19 protein-coding genes are annotated in these 19,796 nt (G+C 66.1%); all 19 read right to left on the bottom strand.

The annotated features are described in order from the left end of the window. Positions 1–48 precede the first annotated feature (48 nt). The 19 genes from EJI00_RS15450 to serA all read right to left on the bottom strand — a co-directional run bounded on the left by EJI00_RS15450 (position 49) and on the right by serA (position 19,601). On the bottom strand, positions 49–570 hold the full coding sequence (locus EJI00_RS15450; RefSeq protein ID WP_126748388.1) for a BON domain-containing protein: 522 nt from the start codon (positions 568–570) through the stop codon (positions 49–51). 150 nt (positions 571–720) lie between these two features. Next, positions 721–1,554 carry a DUF429 domain-containing protein gene (locus tag EJI00_RS15445; protein ID WP_126748387.1) on the bottom strand — a complete coding sequence of 278 codons (834 nt, stop codon included), beginning with the start codon at positions 1,552–1,554 and terminating at the stop codon, positions 721–723. A gap of 1 nt (position 1,555) precedes the next feature. Further along, on the bottom strand, positions 1,556–2,437 hold the full coding sequence (locus tag EJI00_RS15440; protein WP_126748386.1) for an EamA family transporter: 882 nt from the start codon (positions 2,435–2,437) through the stop codon (positions 1,556–1,558). 56 nt (positions 2,438–2,493) lie between these two features. Next, positions 2,494–2,916 (bottom strand): BLUF domain-containing protein, encoded by a 423-nt coding sequence (locus tag EJI00_RS15435; protein ID WP_126748385.1) that lies wholly within the window; start codon positions 2,914–2,916, stop codon positions 2,494–2,496. Positions 2,917–2,918: 2 nt separating this feature from the next. Then, positions 2,919–3,650 carry a GTP cyclohydrolase I gene (gene folE, locus EJI00_RS15430; protein WP_126748384.1) on the bottom strand — a complete coding sequence of 244 codons (732 nt, stop codon included), beginning with the start codon at positions 3,648–3,650 and terminating at the stop codon, positions 2,919–2,921. Between the two features lie 64 nt (positions 3,651–3,714). After that, positions 3,715–4,467: an endonuclease/exonuclease/phosphatase family protein gene (locus EJI00_RS15425; protein ID WP_126748383.1), complete on the bottom strand. Its 753-nt coding sequence runs from the start codon at positions 4,465–4,467 to the stop codon at positions 3,715–3,717. Beyond that, complete coding sequence (gene nudB, locus EJI00_RS15420) at positions 4,464–4,937, bottom strand: dihydroneopterin triphosphate diphosphatase (RefSeq protein WP_126748382.1); 474 nt, start codon at positions 4,935–4,937, stop codon at positions 4,464–4,466. Before nudB ends, EJI00_RS15425 begins: the two co-directional genes overlap by 4 nt. Before the next feature lie 7 nt (positions 4,938–4,944). Beyond that, positions 4,945–6,750 (bottom strand): aspartate--tRNA ligase, encoded by a 1,806-nt coding sequence (gene aspS / locus EJI00_RS15415; protein WP_126748381.1) that lies wholly within the window; start codon positions 6,748–6,750, stop codon positions 4,945–4,947. A gap of 33 nt (positions 6,751–6,783) precedes the next feature. Then, the gene (locus EJI00_RS15410) at positions 6,784–7,404 is read right to left on the bottom strand and encodes a DUF502 domain-containing protein (protein WP_126748380.1); all 621 of its coding nucleotides are present in this window, start codon (positions 7,402–7,404) and stop codon (positions 6,784–6,786) included. A gap of 23 nt (positions 7,405–7,427) precedes the next feature. Beyond that, complete coding sequence (locus EJI00_RS15405) at positions 7,428–7,772, bottom strand: FmdB family zinc ribbon protein (protein WP_126748379.1); 345 nt, start codon at positions 7,770–7,772, stop codon at positions 7,428–7,430. 186 nt (positions 7,773–7,958) lie between these two features. Beyond that, positions 7,959–9,398: a sodium:solute symporter family protein gene (locus tag EJI00_RS15400; RefSeq protein ID WP_126748378.1), complete on the bottom strand. Its 1,440-nt coding sequence runs from the start codon at positions 9,396–9,398 to the stop codon at positions 7,959–7,961. 12 nt (positions 9,399–9,410) lie between these two features. Further along, on the bottom strand, positions 9,411–10,976 hold the full coding sequence (gene ubiB, locus EJI00_RS15395) for a ubiquinone biosynthesis regulatory protein kinase UbiB (RefSeq protein WP_126748377.1): 1,566 nt from the start codon (positions 10,974–10,976) through the stop codon (positions 9,411–9,413). Further along, positions 10,973–11,542 carry an SCP2 domain-containing protein gene (locus tag EJI00_RS15390; RefSeq protein ID WP_126748376.1) on the bottom strand — a complete coding sequence of 190 codons (570 nt, stop codon included), beginning with the start codon at positions 11,540–11,542 and terminating at the stop codon, positions 10,973–10,975. Before EJI00_RS15390 ends, ubiB begins: the two co-directional genes overlap by 4 nt. A gap of 48 nt (positions 11,543–11,590) precedes the next feature. Next, positions 11,591–12,616: a Tim44 domain-containing protein gene (locus tag EJI00_RS15385; RefSeq protein WP_126748375.1), complete on the bottom strand. Its 1,026-nt coding sequence runs from the start codon at positions 12,614–12,616 to the stop codon at positions 11,591–11,593. A gap of 34 nt (positions 12,617–12,650) precedes the next feature. After that, positions 12,651–13,382, bottom strand: coding sequence for a bifunctional demethylmenaquinone methyltransferase/2-methoxy-6-polyprenyl-1,4-benzoquinol methylase UbiE (ubiE, locus tag EJI00_RS15380; protein ID WP_126748374.1), 732 nt, complete (start codon positions 13,380–13,382; stop codon positions 12,651–12,653). Between the two features lie 154 nt (positions 13,383–13,536). Then, complete coding sequence (locus tag EJI00_RS15375) at positions 13,537–13,950, bottom strand: gamma-butyrobetaine hydroxylase-like domain-containing protein (RefSeq protein WP_126748373.1); 414 nt, start codon at positions 13,948–13,950, stop codon at positions 13,537–13,539. Further along, positions 13,950–14,405: an HIT family protein gene (locus EJI00_RS15370; RefSeq protein WP_260590739.1), complete on the bottom strand. Its 456-nt coding sequence runs from the start codon at positions 14,403–14,405 to the stop codon at positions 13,950–13,952. Before EJI00_RS15370 ends, EJI00_RS15375 begins: the two co-directional genes overlap by 1 nt. After that, positions 14,402–18,280, bottom strand: a complete 3,879-nt coding sequence (locus EJI00_RS15365) for a DUF3683 domain-containing protein (RefSeq protein WP_126748372.1) — start codon at positions 18,278–18,280, stop codon at positions 14,402–14,404. The genes EJI00_RS15370 and EJI00_RS15365 overlap by 4 nt, the downstream gene beginning before the upstream one ends. 88 nt (positions 18,281–18,368) lie before the next feature. Next, positions 18,369–19,601 carry a phosphoglycerate dehydrogenase gene (gene serA / locus EJI00_RS15360; protein ID WP_126748371.1) on the bottom strand — a complete coding sequence of 411 codons (1,233 nt, stop codon included), beginning with the start codon at positions 19,599–19,601 and terminating at the stop codon, positions 18,369–18,371. Positions 19,602–19,796: the final 195 nt, after the last annotated feature.

The following is a 19,796-nucleotide window of genomic DNA, read 5'->3' as shown; positions in this document are numbered from 1 at the left end:
AAAGCCCGGACGAACCGGGCTTTTTGTTTGAGACGAGGCAGAGCGCGTTCAGCTCTTCACTTCAAGCTGGTTGTCCACCGAGGTCACGCCCTGCACGCCCTTGGCGATTTCCTCGGCGCGAGCCTTTGCGGCGGCCGTGGGCGCGGGCCCCTTCAGGCTGACTGCGCCTGCCTTGGTGTCCACGTCGATCTTGATCGCGCTCAGGTCCGGGTCCTTGGCCAGACCCGCGGCCACCGATGCGGTGATCGCGGCATCGTCCACCGTCGCGCTCGCGGCTGTGCCTGCTCTCTTTGCGGCGTCCGTCATGTTGGCCATGCCGTCCTTCACCTCGGCAGTGGTGCCGGAGGCATCGATCTCGGCCTTGGCGTCCTTGACGGCCTCGCCTGTCTTGGCGGCGGCCGTCTCGGCCGCCTTCTCGGTCTTTGCAATGGCGCTGTCGAGTTTCTCGCCCGCGGTGCGGTTGTCCGAGGCGTCGCAAGCGGCAAGCGTCAATGCCGCGCCCGCCATCAGCAGCACGGCGAGCCATGTGCGTGAAAACGGCATGGCGAGGGTCTGGGCAGTTCTTTTCATTGGAATCCTCCGTTTCGCTCCGAAGAGCGGTTGACGCGCGCGGGTTGCGCGCAGGGGGTCCGGACAAGGCCGGACCGCCTTCCCAATCTAGCTTTCGGGCCGACGACGCGGGAGTCGCGGCCGGCGCGAAACCCTGTAGGACAAGAAGGCTCAGGCCGTGACGATCCATCCCTCGATCGGATCGAAGTTCTCCGGCAAGCCGAAACCGGGCCCGGGCGTGGATACGCGCTGTGCGCTCCACGCGGTCTGGACAAGGCAAAGCACCGCATCGATGTGATCGCCGCGCGCATCGCCCAGCAATTCGGTGCGTTGCGCCCTGCCGAGCGCCACCCGCAGGCCCAGGCGCGTGGTGCCCGCCTCGAGCGCGGCGAGCAGGCTCGTGCGTGCCGCCAGCCGTTCCGGCGTCTGCTTGGCCGCCTCGTCGTTCTTGTAGCTTCGGCGGCCGATCAGCTCGCGGGCCAGCAGCCCGGGGTAGGCCTCGAGCGCAACGCGGTCTTTGTTGCTGCCGATGTGCAGCCCCGGAAGGCTCGCGCCGGCAGCCAGGAGCGGCGGCACGCCCGCATGGAGCATGAACGCCACCGGCGGGTTGACCCATTTCATCGACGTGCTCGAACCGGCAGGCGCATCGGTTGCGCGGTGCGCAAATTTGCCGCCGACCGGACGCGCGGCACAGAAGGCGGCAAAGGTGGCGCGAATCTCCGCGCGGCTCAGGCTCGCATAGTGGGCCATGAGCGCGTTCCATTCCAGCGGCCACCGCAGATGCTCGACCAATTCGCGCGGAAGGCCGAACGGAAAATCGAAGCCGCCGATCCACGCCGGCTCGCTGCGCAGCCACTCGGCCCAGGCGTCGAGTGTGGTGAAGCGCTGGAGACCGGTCAGCACCAGCTCGCCCGTCCCGCTGGTGCGTCCGGCGGCAACGACGACCGGCTTGCGCGAGGTGGGCGCGCAAGAAAAATCGCATCCGAACAGCAGCGGCGCGTTCATCTCACCCCAGTGCGAGTGCCGCCACCCCGGCGGCAATGAATGCGACCCCCAGCAGCCGCAGCAGGCGGTCGCCTTCGCGCAGCAGGTGGCCACCGATCAGCGCCGCGAAAAGCATCGAGACTTCGCGGGCCGGCGCAACATGGGAAATGGGCGCCTGCTGCACCGCATAGAGCACCAGCACATACGAAACGGGGCTGATCATCGCCACCAGCAGCGCGTATTTCCACTGCGCGCGCCACATCCGCGCCGTTTCGGCGCGGTCGTGCAGCCCGGCGGGCAGCAGCAGCCCCACGCGCACCAGGTTGCCGAAGTAGTCGAGCAGGATCGGGGACATGGCCAGGAATTTCACCGCATAGCTGTCGGCCACCGTGTAGGCCGCGATGAAGGCCCCCGTCAGCACGCCGTAGCGGACGCCCTTGTGAACCCGCGCGCGCTGGGCCGGGTCATGCTTCTTGCGCCACAGGCCCGGTCCGCCGGCCACAAGGAACACGCCCAGCACCACGCCCGAAATGCCTGCAACGCCAACCAGGCTGATGCGCTCGCCAAGGAACAGGATGGCGACCAGCGAGGACAGCAGCGGTCCCGAACCGCGCGCCAGCGGATAGACCACGGTGAGATCGGACTTGCGGTAGCCGCGAAGCAGAATGACGTAGTAGATGACGTGCAGCACGCCGCTCAGCGCGACGAAGCCCCACTCCTTCAAGCCCCAGGTCGGCACCACGCTCCAGCCCAGCGTGATGCCCACCGGGGCCCACACAACAGCCATGAAGACGCCGCTTTGCAACGCGAAGCGCGCGTCGCCGTTCGCCTTCTTGGCGGCGATGTTCCAGCTGGCGTGAATGATCCCGGCAAGCAGGATCAATGCGAAGGCGGAGAGCGGCACTCCGGGTTATGCGAGGCCGGGGGAACGCGGAGTGCCTGGCGCGGGCACCACTGGCTTCAGTGGCGGCCGACGATGGCCGCGGTGGCCATCAGTTCCTCGAGCAGCGCCAGCGAGACCTTGCCCGAGACCGCATACGGATTCAGCTCGGGCTTTTCCGAGTACTTGAGCAGCGTCGAGGCGTTGAGCTTGGAGAGGTTGACCTGCCCCATGGTCCAGCCGCCGAAGCGGCGCTCGGAAATTTCTTCGTAGTGAAGCAGCACCACGTCCTTGTGGCGCGCATCGCGCTGGATGTGGCCGTAGAGCTCGCTCACGGCCATGCGCCCGCCTTCGATCGCCTGCAGGAAGGTGCCGGCGCCGTAGCAAAGAATGCCCGTGATGCCGCAAGACGGGTTGTGCGTGCGCGATTGCGCGAGGATGGCGTCGATGGCCTCGGGGCTGGTATCGACGGCGCGGCTGGCGTAGAGAAGTCGGACCAGCATGTTCAGCTCCTCCTCGGCAGCAGGGAGAGGAATTCGCGGCGCAGGCTCGGGTCTTTCAGGAACACGCCGCGCATCACGGAGTTGATCATCTTGCTGTCCATTTCCTTCACGCCCCGCCAAGCCATGCAGAAGTGCTCGGCTTCCATGACGAGCGCCAGGCCATCGGGCTGGGTCTTTTCCTGGATGAGGTCGGCCAGTTGCACCACCGCCTCTTCCTGGATCTGGGGCCGGCCCATGACCCATTCGGCAAGGCGCGCGTACTTCGACAGGCCGATCACGTTGGTGTGCTCGTTGGGCATGATGCCGATCCACAGCTTGCCGATGATCGGGCAGAAGTGGTGCGAGCAGGCGCTGCGCACGGTGATCGGGCCGACGATCATCAGCTCGTTCAGGTGCTCGGCGTTGGGAAACTCGGTGAGCGAAGGCGGCGCCACGTAGCGGCCCCTGAACACTTCGTTGAGGTACATCTTGGCCACGCGGCGTGCGGTGTTGCCAGTGTTGTGGTCGTTCTCGAGGTCGATCACCAGGCTTTCGAGCACGCTCTTCATCTTCACTTCGACTTCGTCGAGCAGCGACTCGAGTTCGCCGGGTTCGATGAACTCGGCAATGTTGTCGTTGGCGTTGAAGCGCTTGCGCGCGGCGGTCAGGCGTTCGCGGATCTTCACCGAGACGGGGGTGCCCTCGTCGTCGTTGTTTCCGTCAGGGCGCGGTTCCACGTCGGTTTTCCTCAGCATCCGCGCATGGTATCAGCGAACGCATTTTGCAGGCCCAGCAGGGAGAAGCCAGCAAAAGCGCGCCTCATGCCAGCGCAAAGTCGGCGACCAGCGGCAGGTGGTCGGACATTCGCGCCCAGATCGGCCCGCGCGGCACCGAACAGGCCACCGGCTCCAGGTGCCGCCCATAGACGAAGTCGAGCTGCGCCACGGGCAGGCGCGAGGGATAGGTAAGGGTTCGCGACCCGCGCAGGTCGCTGGTGTCGCGCAGGCCCATGGCGTTCATGGCGTAGCGCATGCGCGCGCCCCAGTCGTTGAAGTCGCCCGCAACCACCACCGCCTCGCCGGCCGGCACTTCGCGCTCGATGAACTCCCGCAGGCGGGCGACCTGCCGCACGCGGCTGCCCTTGATGAGCCCCAGGTGCACGACGATGGCATGCACGGGCCGGCCCTCCACCTCGATGACCACGTGCAGCAGCCCGCGCTGTTCGAAGCGGTGGTCGGAAATGTCCTGGTGGCCGGTGCGGATCACCGGCCAGCGGGTGAGCAGCGCATTGCCGTGCTCGCCGTGGCGCGTGATGGCATTGGTTTCATAAACCGCGGTGTAGCCCTCGGGCGCCAGGAAGTCGGCCTGCGGAAGCTCGGGCCAGCGCTCGAAGCGGAGCGCGGCCTGCCGGTTCATCTTGCGAACCTCCTGCAGGCAGACGATGTCGGCGTCCAGTTGCTCGATCGCATGCCCCAGGTTGTGGATTTCCAGCCGCCTTGCCGGCCCGATGCCTTGCACACCCTTGTGGATGTTGTAGGTCGCGACCCGAAGGGTGTGTGCCGGCAGGTTCATCTGGCAAATTCTGGCAGCAACAGAATGGCTTCGGCATTCGACGGAGAAAAGCACGCGTCGGCCGCCTCGCGGTAGGGCAGCCATTTCCAGTCGGTGTGCTCGCGCGGTGCCAGGGTGGGCACCAGGCGCTCGGGCACGCACAGGCCGAACAGGTGCTCGGTGTTGTGCGTCACGCCCGGTTCATAGCGTGCGCGCCAACCGGGGTAGATTTCGTAGACGTTGCTCAGCTGCCAATCGACCAGCCGCGCGGCCAGCGGCGTGCCCTCGCCGCACTGGATGCCGGTTTCCTCGGCCACCTCGCGCGCGGCGGTGAGCATGAGCGGCTCGTCGGCCAGGTCCTTGCTGCCGGTGACCGATTGCCAGAAGTCATTGGCATCGGCGCGCCGGATCAGCAGCACGTCGAGCGCCGGCGTATGAATGACGACCAGCACCGACTCCGGAATCTTCCAGGGCCGGATGCTCGTCGTCATGGGCGCATCAGGCGGGTTGCTGCACGTTGCGCAGCCGGATGTGCAGCTCGCGCAACTGCTTCTCGTCGACCGGGCTCGGCGCCTGCGTGAGCAGGTCTTGCGCGCGCTGGGTCTTGGGGAAGGCGATCACGTCGCGGATCGACTCGGCGCCGGTCATCAGCATGACCAGGCGGTCCAGGCCGATGGCGATGCCGCCGTGCGGCGGGGCGCCGTATTGCAGCGCGTCGAGCAGGAAGCCGAACTTGAGCTGGGCGTCCTCGGCGCTGATCTTGAGCGCGCGGAACACCTTGCTCTGCACTTCCTCGCGGTGGATACGCACCGAGCCGCCGCCCATCTCGATGCCGTTGAGCACCATGTCGTAAGCCTTGGCAATGCACTTCTCGGGCGCGGTGTCCATGAGGTCTTCATGGCCGTCCTTCGGCGCGGTGAACGGGTGGTGCACGGCGCTCCAGCGCTGGCCTTCCTCGTCGAACTCGAACATCGGGAAGTCGACCACCCACAGAGGCGCCCAGCGGTCGTCGAACAGGCCGGCCTTCTTGCCGAAGGCGCTGTGGCCGATCTTCACGCGCAGCGCGCCGATGGCATCGTTGACGATCTTTTCCTTGTCGGCGCCGAAGAACAGGATGTCGCCGTTGCAGGCACCCGTGCGGGCGATGATCTCGGCCAGCGAGGCGTCGTCGAGGTTCTTGACGATCGGGCTCTGCAGGCCTTCGCGGCCGGCGGCTGCGTCGTTGACCTTGATGTAGGCCAGGCCCTTGGCGCCGTAGATCTTGACGAATTCCTGGTACGCGTCGATTTCGCCGCGCGACAGGCCGCCTTCGGCACCGCCGCCCGGCACGCGCAGTGCCACCACACGGCCGCCCTGCATGGTGGCGGCGTTGGAGAACACCTTGAATTCCACGCGCTTCATGAGCTCGGTGAGTTCGGTGAACTCGAGCTTCACGCGCAGATCGGGCTTGTCGGAGCCGTACTTGAACATGGCGTCCGCGTACGTCATGGTCGGGAACACCGGCAGGTCGATGCCCGCGGCATTGCGGAACACGTTGCGGATCATGCCCTCGAACATCTCGCGGATTTCTTCTTCGGCGAGGAACGAGGTCTCGATGTCGATCTGCGTGAATTCAGGCTGGCGGTCGGCGCGCAGGTCTTCGTCGCGGAAGCACTTCACGATCTGGTAGTAGCGGTCGTAGCCGGCCACCATCAAGAGCTGCTTGAAGAGCTGGGGCGACTGCGGCAGCGCAAAGAAGCTGCCGTCATGCACGCGGCTAGGCACCAGGTAGTCGCGCGCGCCTTCGGGCGTGGACTTGCCGAGCATCGGCGTCTCGATGTCGATGAAGCCGTTGGCGTCGAGGAACTTGCGCGTTTCCATCGTGACCTTGTAGCGAAGCATCATGTTGCGCTGCATGGCCGGGCGGCGCAGGTCGAGCACGCGGTGCGTGAGGCGCGTGGTTTCCGACAGGTTGTCATCGTCCAGCAGGAACGGGGGCGTGACCGAGGGGTTGAGCACCTTGAGTTCATGGCACAGCACTTCGATCTTGCCGCTCTTGAGCTGGTCGTTGGTGGTGCCTTCGGGGCGCGCGCGCACCAGGCCGGTGATCTGAACGCAGAACTCGTTGCGCAGGTTTTCCGCCACGGCAAAGGTGGAGGCGCGATCGGGGTCGCACACCACCTGCACGTAGCCTTCGCGGTCGCGCACGTCGACGAAGATCACGCCGCCATGGTCGCGGCGGCGGTTGACCCAGCCGCACAGGGTGACGGTTTGGCCCATCAGGGCTTCGGTCACAAGACCGCAATAGTGAGTACGCATGGCCATATCTTGATTTCCAGCGCCGCGAAGGCGCGTTTCTTACTTGTTCGCGAGGGTCGAGGGGCCGCCGGGAACGACCACGCCCATCGAGACGATGTATTTGAGCGCTTCGTCCACGCTCATCTTGAGTTCGATGCAGTCGCTGCGCTTGAGCATCACGAAATAACCGCCCGTCGGGTTGGGCGTTGTGGGTACATAGACGCTGAGGTAGTCGCCGCCGCCCAGGTGCTCGACCACGTCGCTACCCGGCGCGCCGGTCACGAAGGCGATGGTCCACACGCCCTCTCGGGGCCACTGCACCAGCACCGCGGTGCGAAAGGCGTTGCCGTTTTCGGAGAACAGCGTGTCCGACACCTGCTTGACGCTCGAGTAGATCGAGCGCACCACGGGAATGCGCCGCACCACCGCGTCGCCCCATCCGAGCAGGCGCTTGCCCACGAAGTTGCTTGCAATGGCACCCACGCCCAGCAAGATGGCCAGCGTGAGCAGCACGCCGAGGCCGCGCACGTTGTTTTCGTGCAGCCATGTTTGCCAACCCAGCGGCAGCACCCAGAGCGTCTGGTCCAGCGTGTCGATGATCCACTTGAGCACCGCCAGGGTGATGAACAGCGGAACGATGACCAGCAAGCCGGAAAACAGCCATTTGCGCAGGGCGAGCATGGTGTGTTGTTCTCGGTCGCTCGTCAGTCGCTCTTGGCCGCGGCAGCTGGTGCCGGCGCAGGGCTGGAGGCAGGGGCGGGTGCAGGCGCGGGGCTGGAAGCGTCCGCGGTCTTGGCGGCCGGCGCGGCAGCGCTGTCGCCATTGGTCGCGGGTGCAGCCGTGGCGGCTTCGGCCTTCTTGCCGCCGCCGTCGCGGAAGTCGGTCACGTACCAGCCGGAACCCTTGAGCTGGAAACCGGCGGCGGTGACCTGCTTTTCGAAGGCACTCGCGCCGCATGCCGGACACACCGTGAGCGGCGCATCGGACATTTTTTGCAGGGCGTCCTTGGCAAAGCCGCAGGCGCTGCACTTGTAGGCGTAAATGGGCATGGAATTGAGTAAAAAAGCGGCGCAAAAACCGAGCAGAGGCCGCTCGCAAAGCCCTCGATTATAAGGGTGCCCCTGCAGGCATGAACCCGCATGGCCCGGCCAGTGCACCCGTGGAACCGGCTCTGCCGGGCCGCCGGGTGCGCCCCCCAGTGGGGGGAGGCACCAAAGGCGCTTCGGGGGGCGTTCCTAGGCTGCGAGCATCCGGTGCGGGGTGCGGGTGTTGGTCACCCACTGCGGCGCCAGCGATCCGGCCACCATGCCGCCGAAGGAGGCGAGCACGCCGGCCAGCTGGGCCGGGAATTCGGCGCTCCAGGGCATCGACAGGAAGAGCAGCCAGGTGCCGATGCCGAACAGGATCGAAGCGAGTGCCCCCTGCGTGGTAGCGCGGCGCCAGTAAAGTCCGCACACCAGCGGCACGAAGGCGCCGACCAGCGGCACCTGGTAGGCGCCCGACACCAGTTCGTAGATGGGCGTGCCCTGCATGCGGATCGCGTAGGCCAGCACGGCCGCGCTGAAGACCAGCACCGTGATGCGCATCGTCATGAGGTTCTGGCGGTCGGTGCCCGACGGGCGGAACTGGCGCCAGATGTTCTCGGTGAAGGTAACGCTCGGCGCCAGCAGCGTGGCCGAGGCGGTCGACTTGATGGCCGACAGCAGCGCGCCGAAGAACAGCACCTGCATCACGAAAGGCATCTTCTCGAGCACCAGGGTCGGCAGCACCTTCTGCGGATCGTCCTTCAGCAGCGCGGCCGTCTGCTCCGGCATGATCAGGAGCGCGCTGGCCACCAGGAACATGGGCACGAAGGCGAACAGGATGTACGCCACGCCGCCAATGACCGGCCCCCGCGTCGCTGCCTTGACGCCATTGGCCGACATGACGCGCTGGAACACGTCCTGCTGCGGAATGGAGCCGAGCATCATCGTGATGGCTGCGGCAAGGAAGAACACCATGTCGTGCCAGTTGGGCTCGGGCCAGAACTTGAAGAGATCCTTGCTGACCGCGAAGGCCACCACCTTGTCCGCGCCGCCGGCCATGTTGCCGGCGAACACCGCAATGATGGCAAGCCCCGCGACGAGGATGATCATCTGGATGAAGTCGGTCACCGCCACCGACCACATGCCGCCGAAGAGGGTGTACGCCAGGATGGAGACCACCCCGATCACCATGCCCAGCGGAATGCTGATGGCGCCGGCGGAAAGCACGTTGAACACCAGCCCCAGCGCCGTGACCTGCGCCGACACCCAGCCCAGGTAGCTCAGCATGATGATGAGCGAGCAGGCCACCTCCACGCCGCGGCCGTAGCGCTCGCGGTAGTAATCGCTGATGGTCAGCAAGGTCATGCGGTAGAGCTTGCCCGCAAAGAACAGCCCGACCAGGATGAGGCAGGTGCCCGCGCCGAACGGGTCTTCGACCACGCCGCTCAGCCCGCTTTCGATGAACTTGGCCGGAATGCCGAGCACCGTTTCGGAGCCGAACCAGGTGGCGAAGGTGGTCGTCACGATCATGAAGAGCGGCAGGTGCCGCCCCGCAATGGCGAAGTCGGTGGTGTTCTTCACCCGCTTGGCGGCGTAGAGGCCGATCGCAATGGTGACCAGCAGATAAACGACAACCAGCGTCAGCAACACGGAGACTCTCCTCTAGAACAACTTCACGCGCACCAGCAACTGCATGGCGAGCAATCCCAATACAAATCCTATGCCACCGTAGATGATGGTCTGCAGCAACCGGTTGGTGCGCTTTTGCGCGGCCAGCAGTTCGAGCAGTTCGCGGCGGTTGTCGGCGGGCCGATTTTCAAGGAAATCGTGCAGCAGCCGCGGCAGTTGCGGCAGCAGTTTTGCGTAGCGCGGCGCCTCGGCCTTGAGCTGCTGGAACAGCTTCTTGGGGCCGATCTGGTCGACCATCCACTTCTCGAGGAAGGGCTTGGCGGTGTGCCAGAGATCGAGCTCCGGGTCGAGCTGGCGGCCCAGGCCCTCGATGTTGAGCAGGGTTTTCTGCAGCAGCACCAGCTGCGGCTGGATCTCGACGTGGAAACGCCGCGAGGTCTGGAACAGCCGCATCAGCACCATGCCGAGCGAGATTTCCTTCAGCGGCCGGTCGAAATACGGCTCGCACACGGTGCGGATTGCCGCCTCCAGCTCGTCGATGCGGGTGCCTTCGGGCACCCAACCGCTTTCCAGGTGCAGCTCGGCCACGCGCTTGTAGTCGCGCCGGAAGAAGGCCACGAAATTCTGCGCGAGGTATTCCTTGTCCGACTCGGTGAGCGTGCCGATGATGCCGAAGTCGAGCGAGATGTAGCGCCCGAAGGTCTCCGGCGCGAGGCTCACCTGGATGTTTCCCGGGTGCATGTCGGCATGAAAGAAGCCGTCGCGGAACACCTGGGTGAAGAAGATCGTGACGCCGTCGCGAGCGAGCTTGGGAATGTCGACACCGGCCGCGCGCAGCCGGTCGAGCTGTGCAATGGGAACGCCGTTCATGCGCTCCATCACGATCACCTCGGGGTGGCAGAAGTCCCAGAACATCTCGGGGATGAGCACCAGGTCGAGTTCGGCCATGTTGCGGCGCAGCTGGGCTGCGTTGGCAGCTTCCCGCACCAGGTCGAGCTCGTCGTGCAGGTACTTGTCGAACTCGCCGACCACCTCGCGCGGCTTCAGGCGCTTGCCGTCGGGCGAGAGCCGCTCGACCCAGCCGGCCATCATGGCCATGAGCGCGAGGTCTTTCTCGATCACGCCGCGCATGCTGGGGCGCAGCACCTTGACGGCCACCTCCCGCACCTCGCCCTGGTTGGTGCGGATGGTCGCAAAGTGGACCTGGGCGATGGACGCGCTGGCAATCGGCGTCTCGTCGAACTGCACGAACACGTCGCCCACCGGCCGGCGGAAGGCCCGCTCGATCGTGGCAATGGCCACGGACGACGGGAACGGCGGCACACGGTCCTGCAAGAAGGCAAGCTCGTCGGCAATGTCGGGCGGCAGCAGGTCGCGCCGGGTGGAGAGCACCTGGCCGAACTTCACGAAGATGGGGCCCAGCCGCTCGAGCGCCTCGCGCAGGCGCTGGCCGCGCGGCGCGTCGAGGTTGCGGCCGATGGAAACGACCCGCGCCACCACGCGCAGCCAGGGCTTCTGGAAGCTCGTGAGCACGAGCTCGTCCAGGCCGTAGCGCAGCGCGACCCAGACGATGAAGAATCCGCGGTAGAAGCGCCTCATTCGGCCGTGCTCGCCGCGCCGGCCGCCGAACCGCCGGCTTGCGGGGGCTTGCCGCCGACGAACTGGCGCAGCGCGCCCGCCACCTTGCGGGCGCCGTTGGCGATGGTGTGTGCCGGCACGTCGCCGATCAGGCGCGCGAGGTCGTCCTCGACATCCCAGCGGACATGGTCGACCAGCCAGTTGACCTCGGCCGCAAGCTGCACGTCGCCGATGATCTGCACCGAGGGCTTGTCGCCGCGCAGCGTGGCGCGCGCCAGGTCGAAGGGGGACTCATCCGTGACGGTGAGCGTGAGCTCAGGCACCGAGCCCGGCGGGGCCAGGTCGAGCAGGCCGGCGGGCGTGGCCACCAGCTCCATCGTGACGAAGCGCCACTGGAAGCGCACCACCCGCCCCTGCTGCCGCAGCAGCCGCTGCTGGGCCTCGGGCTCCTGCTGCAGCACGTGGTTGAGAAACAGCACCGCGCGGTGCTGGATCTCGTGCACAGCCCAAGCGGGCGGCTGCAGCCGTTCGCCGATGCGATTGAACAGGTCGTCGAGAAAAGAAAATGGGGACGATGGTGTGGCCATGTCCCCATTATCGGTTCTGTAAGCGGCCTCATGGCCGCCGGAATGCGCTTACTGCAACGCTTGCACGCCTGCCACCAGCCAGCCGCTGTTGCCGCTGACGGGCTTGGTCATGTTCCAGACTTCGCGGAACGGGCCCGGGCCGGCCGAGTCGTCCTCGCGGATCATGCCGGAGAACTCCACGCTGGCCATGTAGGCATCGGCCAGTTCCTCGATGCCGAGCAGCTTGGCGTCGAGCATCACCACCTCGGTCTTGTTCGGGGCGCCGCCGGTGTGGCTGGCGCGGTCGGCCAGCTGCGTGCGGATCTCGTCGACCATGCTGTCGGTCATCATGGAGCGCAGCGTAGTGACGTCGGCGCGGTCCCAGGCGTCTTGCAGCGTGACGAAGTTGCGCTTGGCGGCGCCAAGGAAGCCGTCCACGTCGAAGCCGACCGGAATACCCCAAGACTGCGAGCCCGAGAGCGCCGAGCCGATCATGCTGCCGCCGGCCGCGGCACCCGCCGCGGAAAGGCTGCTGCCATGCCGCTCGTCGGTGTGTGCGGGCGAGGCGTCAAAGGCGGCTGTGTTGCGCTCCCAAGGCCGCGCCGAGGCGTCGTTGCCGACGTTGGCGGGGCTGTACTGCGCAGGCGCGCTGGCGTTGGCCGGGTTGCCCGCGCCCTGGAAGGCGAAGCCGCCCTGGCGGTTGGCGCCCGACGAGGCGGCCGAGCGCGCCTTGAACATGCGCCAGACAAACAGGCCGGCCATGACCAGCAGGCCGATCAGCAGGATGTTGGCAAAGCCGGCGCCAAGGCCGAGCGAATTTGCGAGCCAGGCCAGGCCCAGGCCGGCGGCGAGGCCGCCGAGCATCGCACCCCACGGGCGCTTGGGCGCCGCGGCAGCGGGCGCCGGCGTTGCGGGCCGCGGCGCTGCATTGGTTGCGTTTTGCTGCGCGGGCGCGGTGGGCGATGCGGATTCGCGCTGCGTCACATTGGACGATTGGCGGCCGACCGACTTGCCGCCGCCCATACGGGCAGCGTCAGCCTGCACGCTGACCAGGGCCAGCACGCAAGCCAGGAACAAAGAACTCAAACTTTTCATGTCGTCTCCTCTTTAGAGCGAAGAATTCGCGTCATCAACACTTGATTCCAACATGAAGGGCGACCACGCCACCCGTCATGTTGTGATAGTCCACATGCCCGAAACCGCCCTCTTTCATGAGGGTCTTGAGTTCGTCCTGCGCGGGATGCATCCGGATCGATTCGGCCAGGTAGCGGTAGCTCGCGTCGTCGCCCGCCACCAGCTTGCCCAGGCGCGGCAGCACATTGAACGAATACCAGTCGTAGGCCTTTGCGAGCGGCTTGGCCACCTTCGAGAACTCGAGCACCAGGAGCTTGCCGCGCGGCTTGAGCACGCGGTTCATTTCCTTCAGGGCAATGTCCTTGTGCGTCATGTTGCGCAGGCCGAAGGCGACGGTCACCACGTCGAAGTGGTCGCTCGGGAAGGGCAGCTTCTCGGCGTCGCACACCAGCGTGGGCAGTGCCACGCCGGCATCGAGCAACCGGTCGCGGCCGGTGCGCAGCATGGCTTCGTTGATGTCGGTGTGCACCACCTGGCCGCTGGCGCCGACCTTCTTGGAGAAAGCCAGTGCGAGGTCGCCGGTGCCGCCCGCGATGTCGAGCACGCGCGAGCCTTCGCCCACATTGGCCACCATCACGGTGTAGGCCTTCCAGGCGCGGTGCAGCCCCATCGACATCAGGTCGTTCATGAGATCGTAACGCGTGGCGACGGAGTCGAAGACGCCGCGAACACGTTGCGCTTTCTCGCTTTCGTCGACTTTTTCGAAGCCGAAGTGGGTGGTGCTCATTGGCCTGATATTAGGCCGGAAGCACACACCTCAAGATGGCGACCCTGCGAAGACGCCGGGCATTTGTTGCTTTTTCTTCAAATAGCGGGGCGCTGCAGAGCGCGCCGCGCTTGCCTGCGCGGCTATCTTTTCGGTAGCGGAGGCCGTCTAGGGCTCAGTGGCTGCTGCAGGCGGAGCCGCCCTTGTCGATCATCGGCGCGTCACGGTCGACGCCCGCGGCGGCAAGCCGGCGTTCGTACTCGGCCCAGAGCTCCGCCTGCTTGGCGCCGAGTTCGTACAGCAGGTTCCACGAGAAGATGCCCGTGTCGTGCCCGTCGCTGAAGACCGGCTGCACGGCGTAGTTGCCCACCGGCTTCAGGTCGACAAGTTCGACCTCGCGCTTGCCGGTCTGCAGCACTTCCTGGCCTGGGCCGTGGCCCTGCACTTCGGCCGACGGCGAATAGATGCGCATCAGCTCGAACGGAATGCGGAACGTGGCGCCGTCGGAAAACCCGACCTCGAGCATGCGCGACTGGCCGTGCACGGTGATCGATTGCGGCGTCGGTGCGCCGGCTTGCAAACCTGCCATCAGAAGCTCCTTGTGCCCAATTGGGCCATCATCGCACTCTCGAGCGCGGGCAGGCGCGCGGCCACGGCGGCTCCCTGGGTTGCATTGGCCTCGCGCTGCACCGGCGCCCAGACGGAGCCCGGAAAATGGGTGTCGTCGGCGAAGCGCGCAATCACATGCCAATGCAGGTGCGGCACCATGTTGCCGAGCGCCGCAAGGTTGATCTTGGCCGGCGACAGATGCTCGCGCAGGCACTGCTCGACGACCGCGACGGCCTCCATGCACAGCACGCGATCGGCGGCGCTGAGGTCCGAAAATTCCGCCGCGTGCTCGCGCCAGATCACGCGGTAGAAGGCCGGAAAGCCGGCCTCTTCGGCATGAATGACGCGCAGCTTCGCACCTTCGAACACGACGCGGCCGCCGGGGCCTTCGCAGAACGGGCAGCCCGGAACCGGGCCGGTGGTGGCCATGGTCATACCAGCACCCGCTCGATGCCGCCGTGGTTGGCGGCGGCCACGTACTCCGGCATCCAGTCCTTGCCGAGAATCTTGTTGGCCATCTCGACCACGATGTAGTCGGCCTCGAGCAGCCCGTTGTTCAGGTCGTTGCCGTAGCGCGAGAGGCCTTGCAGGCAGCTCGGGCAGCTGGTCAGGATCTTGACGTTGTCTTTTTCGCCGACCTGCCCGTTCGCGCGCAGGGCAGCTTCGCCCTTCTTCAGCTCTTCCTCCTTGCGGAAGCGGATCTGCGTGGAGATGTCGGGCCGCGACACGCCCAGCGTGCCCGACTCGCCGCAGCAGCGGTCGTTCTTGAGCACGTTGTCGCCGACCAGCGCCTTCACGGTCTTCATCGGGTCCTGCAGCTTCATCGGGCTGTGGCAGGGGTCGTGGTAGAGATAGCCGCCACCGCCTGCATCGGCCAGCGTGATGCCCTTCTCGAGCAGGTATTCGTGGATGTCGATGATCCGGCAGCCCGGGAAGATCTTGTCGAACTGGTAGCCCTGCAGCTGGTCGTAGCAGGTGCCGCAGCTCACCACCACCGTCTTGATGTCCAGGTAGTTGAGCGTGTTGGCCACGCGGTGGAAGAGCACGCGGTTGTCCGTGATCATCTTCTCGGCCTTGTCGAACTGGCCGCTGCCGCGCTGCGGATAGCCGCAGCACAAGTAGCCGGGCGGCAGCACGGTCTGCACGCCCGCATGCCAGAGCATGGCCTGCGTGGCCAGGCCCACCTGCGAGAACAGGCGCTCCGAACCGCAGCCCGGAAAGTAGAAGACCGCCTCGGTCTCCGAGGTGGTCGCCTTCGGGTTGCGGATGATCGGCACGTAGTCGGCGTCCTCGATGTCGAGCAGCGCGCGCGCCGTCTTCTTCGGCAGGTTGCCCGGCATCTTCTTGTTGATGAAGTGGATCACCTGCTCCTTCACCGGCGCCGGGCCCAGCGTGGCCGGTGGCGCGGCCGTCTGCTTGCGGGCAAGCCCGCGCAGCAGGTCGTTGGCCAGGCGCTGAGCCTTGAAGCCGATGCCCACCATGCCCGCACGCACCGCCTTGATGGTCTGCGGGTTGGTTGCGTTAAGGAAGAACATCGCGGCCGCATTGCCGGGACGGAAGCTCTTCTGACCCATCTTGCGCAGCAGGTTGCGCATGTTCATCGACACGTCGCCGAAGTCGATCTTCACCGGGCACGGCGTGAGGCACTTGTGGCACACGGTGCAGTGGTCGGCCACGTCCTCGAACTCTTCCCAGTGCTTGATGCTGATGCCGCGCCGGGTCTGCTCTTCATAAAGAAAAGCCTCCACCAGCAGCGAGGTCGCCAGGATCTTGTTGCGCGGGCTGTACAGCAGGTTGGCGCGCGGCACGTGCGTGGCGCACACCGGCTTGCACTTGCCGCAGCGCAGGCAGTCCTTCACGCTGTCGGCAATGGCGCCGATGTCGCTCTGCTGCATGATCAGCGACTCGTGCCCCATGAGGCCGAAGCTCGGCGTGTAGGCGTTGGTCAGGTCGGCATGCAGCTCGACGTTTTCGCCCGCGGGCGGGCGCAGCAGCTTGCCCTTGTTGAAGCGGCCTTCGGGGTCGACGCGCTGCTTGTAGTCCATGAACGGCTTCAACTCTTCGTCGCTCAGGAATTCGAGCTTGGTGATGCCGATGCCGTGCTCGCCCGAAATCACCCCGTCGAGGCTGCGCGCGAGCGCCATGATGCGGACCACCGCGGCATGCGCGGTCTGCAGCATGTCGTAGTTGTCGCTGTTGACGGGAATGTTGGTGTGCACGTTGCCGTCGCCCGCGTGCATGTGCAGCGCCACCCACACGCGGCCCTTGAGCACCTGCTTGTGGATGGCGGTGCACTCGGCCAGGATCGGCGCGAATTCGGCGCCGCTGAAAATCTCCTGCAGCGGCTGGCGCAGCTGGGTCTTCCAGCTGGCGCGCAGGGTGTGGTCCTGCAGTTGGGGAAACAGCGTGTCCACGTCGCGCAGCCATTCGGCCCAGAGCGCACGAACGCCCTGCACCAGTGCCACGGCCTGCGCCACGCGGTCTTCCAGCAGCTCGGCGGCCGGAATTTCATGCGCATCGTCGGTCTTGCCGAGCGGCAGGTTGCCGCGCAGCAAAAAGGCTTCGAGCGCATCGGTGAGCGCAAGCTTGTTCTGCAGCGAAAGCTCGATGTTGATGCGCTCGATGCCGTCGCTGTACTCGGCCATGCGCGGCAGCGGAATGACCACGTCTTCGTTGATCTTGAAGGCGTTGGTGTGCTTGCTGATGGCCGCCGTGCGCTTGCGGTCGAGCCAGAATTTCTTGCGCGCCTCGGGGCTGATGGCAATGAAGCCTTCGCCGCTGCGCGAGTTGGCGATGCGCACCACTTCCGAGGTGACGCGCGCCACCGCATCGGCGTCGTCGCCCGCGATGTCGCCGAACAGCACCATCTTCGGCAGGCCGCCGTGCTTTTTCGACTTGGTGGCGTAGCCCACGGCCTTCAGGTAGCGGTCGTCCAGGTGTTCGAGGCCCGCCAGCAGCACGCCCGAGCGCTTCTGCTCGGCGAACATGAAGTCCTTGATCTCGACGATGCTGGGCACCGCGTCCTTCGCGTTGCCGAAGAATTCAAGGCACACGGTGCGCGTGTGCGCAGGCATGCGGTGCACCACCCAGCGGCAGCTGGTAATGAGGCCGTCGCAGCCCTCTTTCTGGATGCCCGGCAGGCCCGAAAGAAACTTGTCGGTCACGTCCTTGCCGAGGCCTTCCTTGCGGAAGGTGCGGCCCGGAATGTCCAGCCGCTCGGTGCGCAGCCTGGTCTTGCCGTCGGCGGCGTAGTACTGCAGCTCGAAGACGGCGCTCTCGGCGTCGTGGATCTTGCCGAGGTTGTGGCCGATGCGCGTGACTTCGAGCCATTCGGCCTGCGGCGTGACCATGCGCCACGACGCCAGGTTGTCGAGCGCCGTGCCCCAGAGGACGGCCTTCTTGCCGCCGGCGTTCATGGCCACGTTGCCGCCGACGCACGAGGCTTCGGCGGAGGTGGGATCGACCGCGAACACATAGCCCGCGCGCTCGGCTGCATCGGCCACGCGCTGGGTGACGACGCCCGCTTCGGTCCAGACCGTGGCCACGGGCGCTTCGAGGCCCGGAAGCGAGACCATCTCGACCTCGGTCATGGCCTCGAGCTTTTCGGTGTTGATGACCACGCTCTTCCACGTGAGCGGAATGGCGCCGCCGGTGTAGCCCGTGCCGCCGCCGCGCGGAATGATGGTCAGGCCCAGCTCGATGCAGCCCTTGACCAGCAGCGCCATCTCGGCCTCGGTGTCGGGGCACAGCACCACGAACGGATATTCGACGCGCCAGTCGGTGGCATCGGTGACGTGCGACACGCGCGAGAGGCCGTCGAACTTGATGTTGTCCTTGGCCGTGAGGCGGCCCAGCACGCGCGTGGCCTTGCGGCGCAGGGCTGCCACATCGCGGAAGGCGGTGTCGAACGAGGCAACAGCCTCGCCGACCAGGCCAGTGAGTTCGCCCACGAGCCGGTCGCGCGGCAGGTCGCTGTCGGGGGTGCGGCGCTTCTGGACTTCGGCCAGGCGGTGCTTGAGCGCATCGACCAGCTGGCCGCGGCGGCGCGGGTTGTCGAGCAGGTCGTCGACGAGGTAGGGGTTGCGCTGCACCACCCAGATATCGCCGAGCACTTCGTACAGCATGCGGGCCGACCGGCCGGTGCGGCGCTCGGCGCGCAGGGTCTGGAGCAGTTCCCAGCCGCGCTCGCCCAACAGGCGGATCACGATCTCTCGATCGGAAAAGCTGGTGTAGTTATAGGGGATCTCGCGCAGTCGTACAGGCTCTGCGGCCTGCGACAACAGCGTGGTCAACGCGGTGGGAGCATTCATCGGGGGTGGCACCTCGGCCGGGCGCTGCGCGCCCATAGCCGGGGGTGGGGATTTTAGGCCACCGCCCGCGGGTTTGCCCGGAGGGGCCTCAGAACAGCACGCGGCTGCGGATCGTCCCGTTCACCTTGGCCAGCTTTTCCAGCGCCAGGTCCGAGTACGCCGCGTCGATGTCCATCACCACGTAGCCGATCTTCTCGTTGGTCTGCAGGAACTGCGAGGAGATGTTGATGTTGTTGTCGGAGAAGATCTTGTTGATTTCCGACAGCACGCCGGGCACGTTGCGGTGCACGTGCAGCAGCCGGTGCTTGCCGGGGTGGGCCGGCAGCGCCACTTCCGGAAAGTTGACCGACGAAGTCGAGGTGCCGTTGTCGCTGTACTTGACCAGCTTTTCCGCCACCTCGAGGCCGATGTTGGCCTGCGCCTCCATGGTCGAACCGCCGATGTGGGGGGTCAGAATCACGTTGTCGAGCCCCCGCAAGGGCGACTGGAACTCGTCCTTGTTGGTGCGCGGCTCGACCGGAAAGACGTCGATGGCGGCGCCCAGCAGCTTTTTTTGCTTCAGCGCCTCGGCCAAGGGCTCGATCTCCACCACCGTTCCGCGCGAAGCGTTGATCAGGATGGCGCCCGGCTTCATGGCGGCGATTTCGGCCGCGCCAATCATCCACTGGGTAGCCTGCGTCTCGGGCACATGCAAGGTCACGATGTCGCTCTGCGCCAGCAGCTGGTGCAGCTCGCGCACCTGGCGCGCGTTGCCCAATGGCAGCTTCGTGACCACGTCGAAGAAGGCCACCTGCATGCCCAGCGCCTCGGCCAGCACCGACAGCTGGGCTCCAATGGAGCCGTAGCCCACGATGCCCAGCGTCTTGCCGCGAATTTCGAAGGCGTTCTCGGCCGACTTGAGCCAGCCGCCGCGGTGCGCCACCGCGCTCTTTTCAGGCACGCCGCGCAAGAGCAGGATGGCTTCGGCCAGCACCAGCTCGGCCACCGAGCGGGTGTTGGAATAAGGAGCGTTGAACACCGCCACGCCATGCTCGCGCGCGGCTTCCAGGTCGACCTGGTTGGTGCCGATGCAGAAGCACCCCGCCGCCACCAGCTTCTGGGCGGCTGCGAAGACCTCGGCCGTCAGCTGCGTGCGCGAACGGATGCCCAGAAAGTGAACGTCGGCGATCTTGGCCTTGAGCTCCGCGTCGGGGAGCGCGCCTGGCAGCGATTCCACGTTGGTGTAGCCCGCGGCATGCAGGACCTCCACGGCGGAAGGGTGGATGCCTTCGAGCAAAAGGAACTTGATCCTGCTTTTGTCGAGGGAGGTTTTGCTGCTCATGACGTACTCGCGGAAGCCCCGGCCACGGCAACAGGCTAGGCCGAAAAAAGGGGTAGGCGATGCTAGCATGCTGCGCCGCAGCATAAGGGACCACGCCCTGCTGGAAGCCTGGTGCCAAAGGGGTTTTCCCGATTGGAAAATGACAACAGTCCGTGCGCCAATGTGACGCGGCCGTGTCATCCACATGGCCTAGCA

Origin of the sequence: Variovorax sp. DXTD-1 (genome assembly GCF_003984625.1) — a bacterium.
In the GTDB taxonomy this organism is placed as follows: Bacteria; Pseudomonadota; Gammaproteobacteria; order Burkholderiales; family Burkholderiaceae_C; genus Variovorax.
Note: the sequence above shows the minus strand (reverse complement) of the source record. Positions and strands in the feature narration are given on the sequence as shown.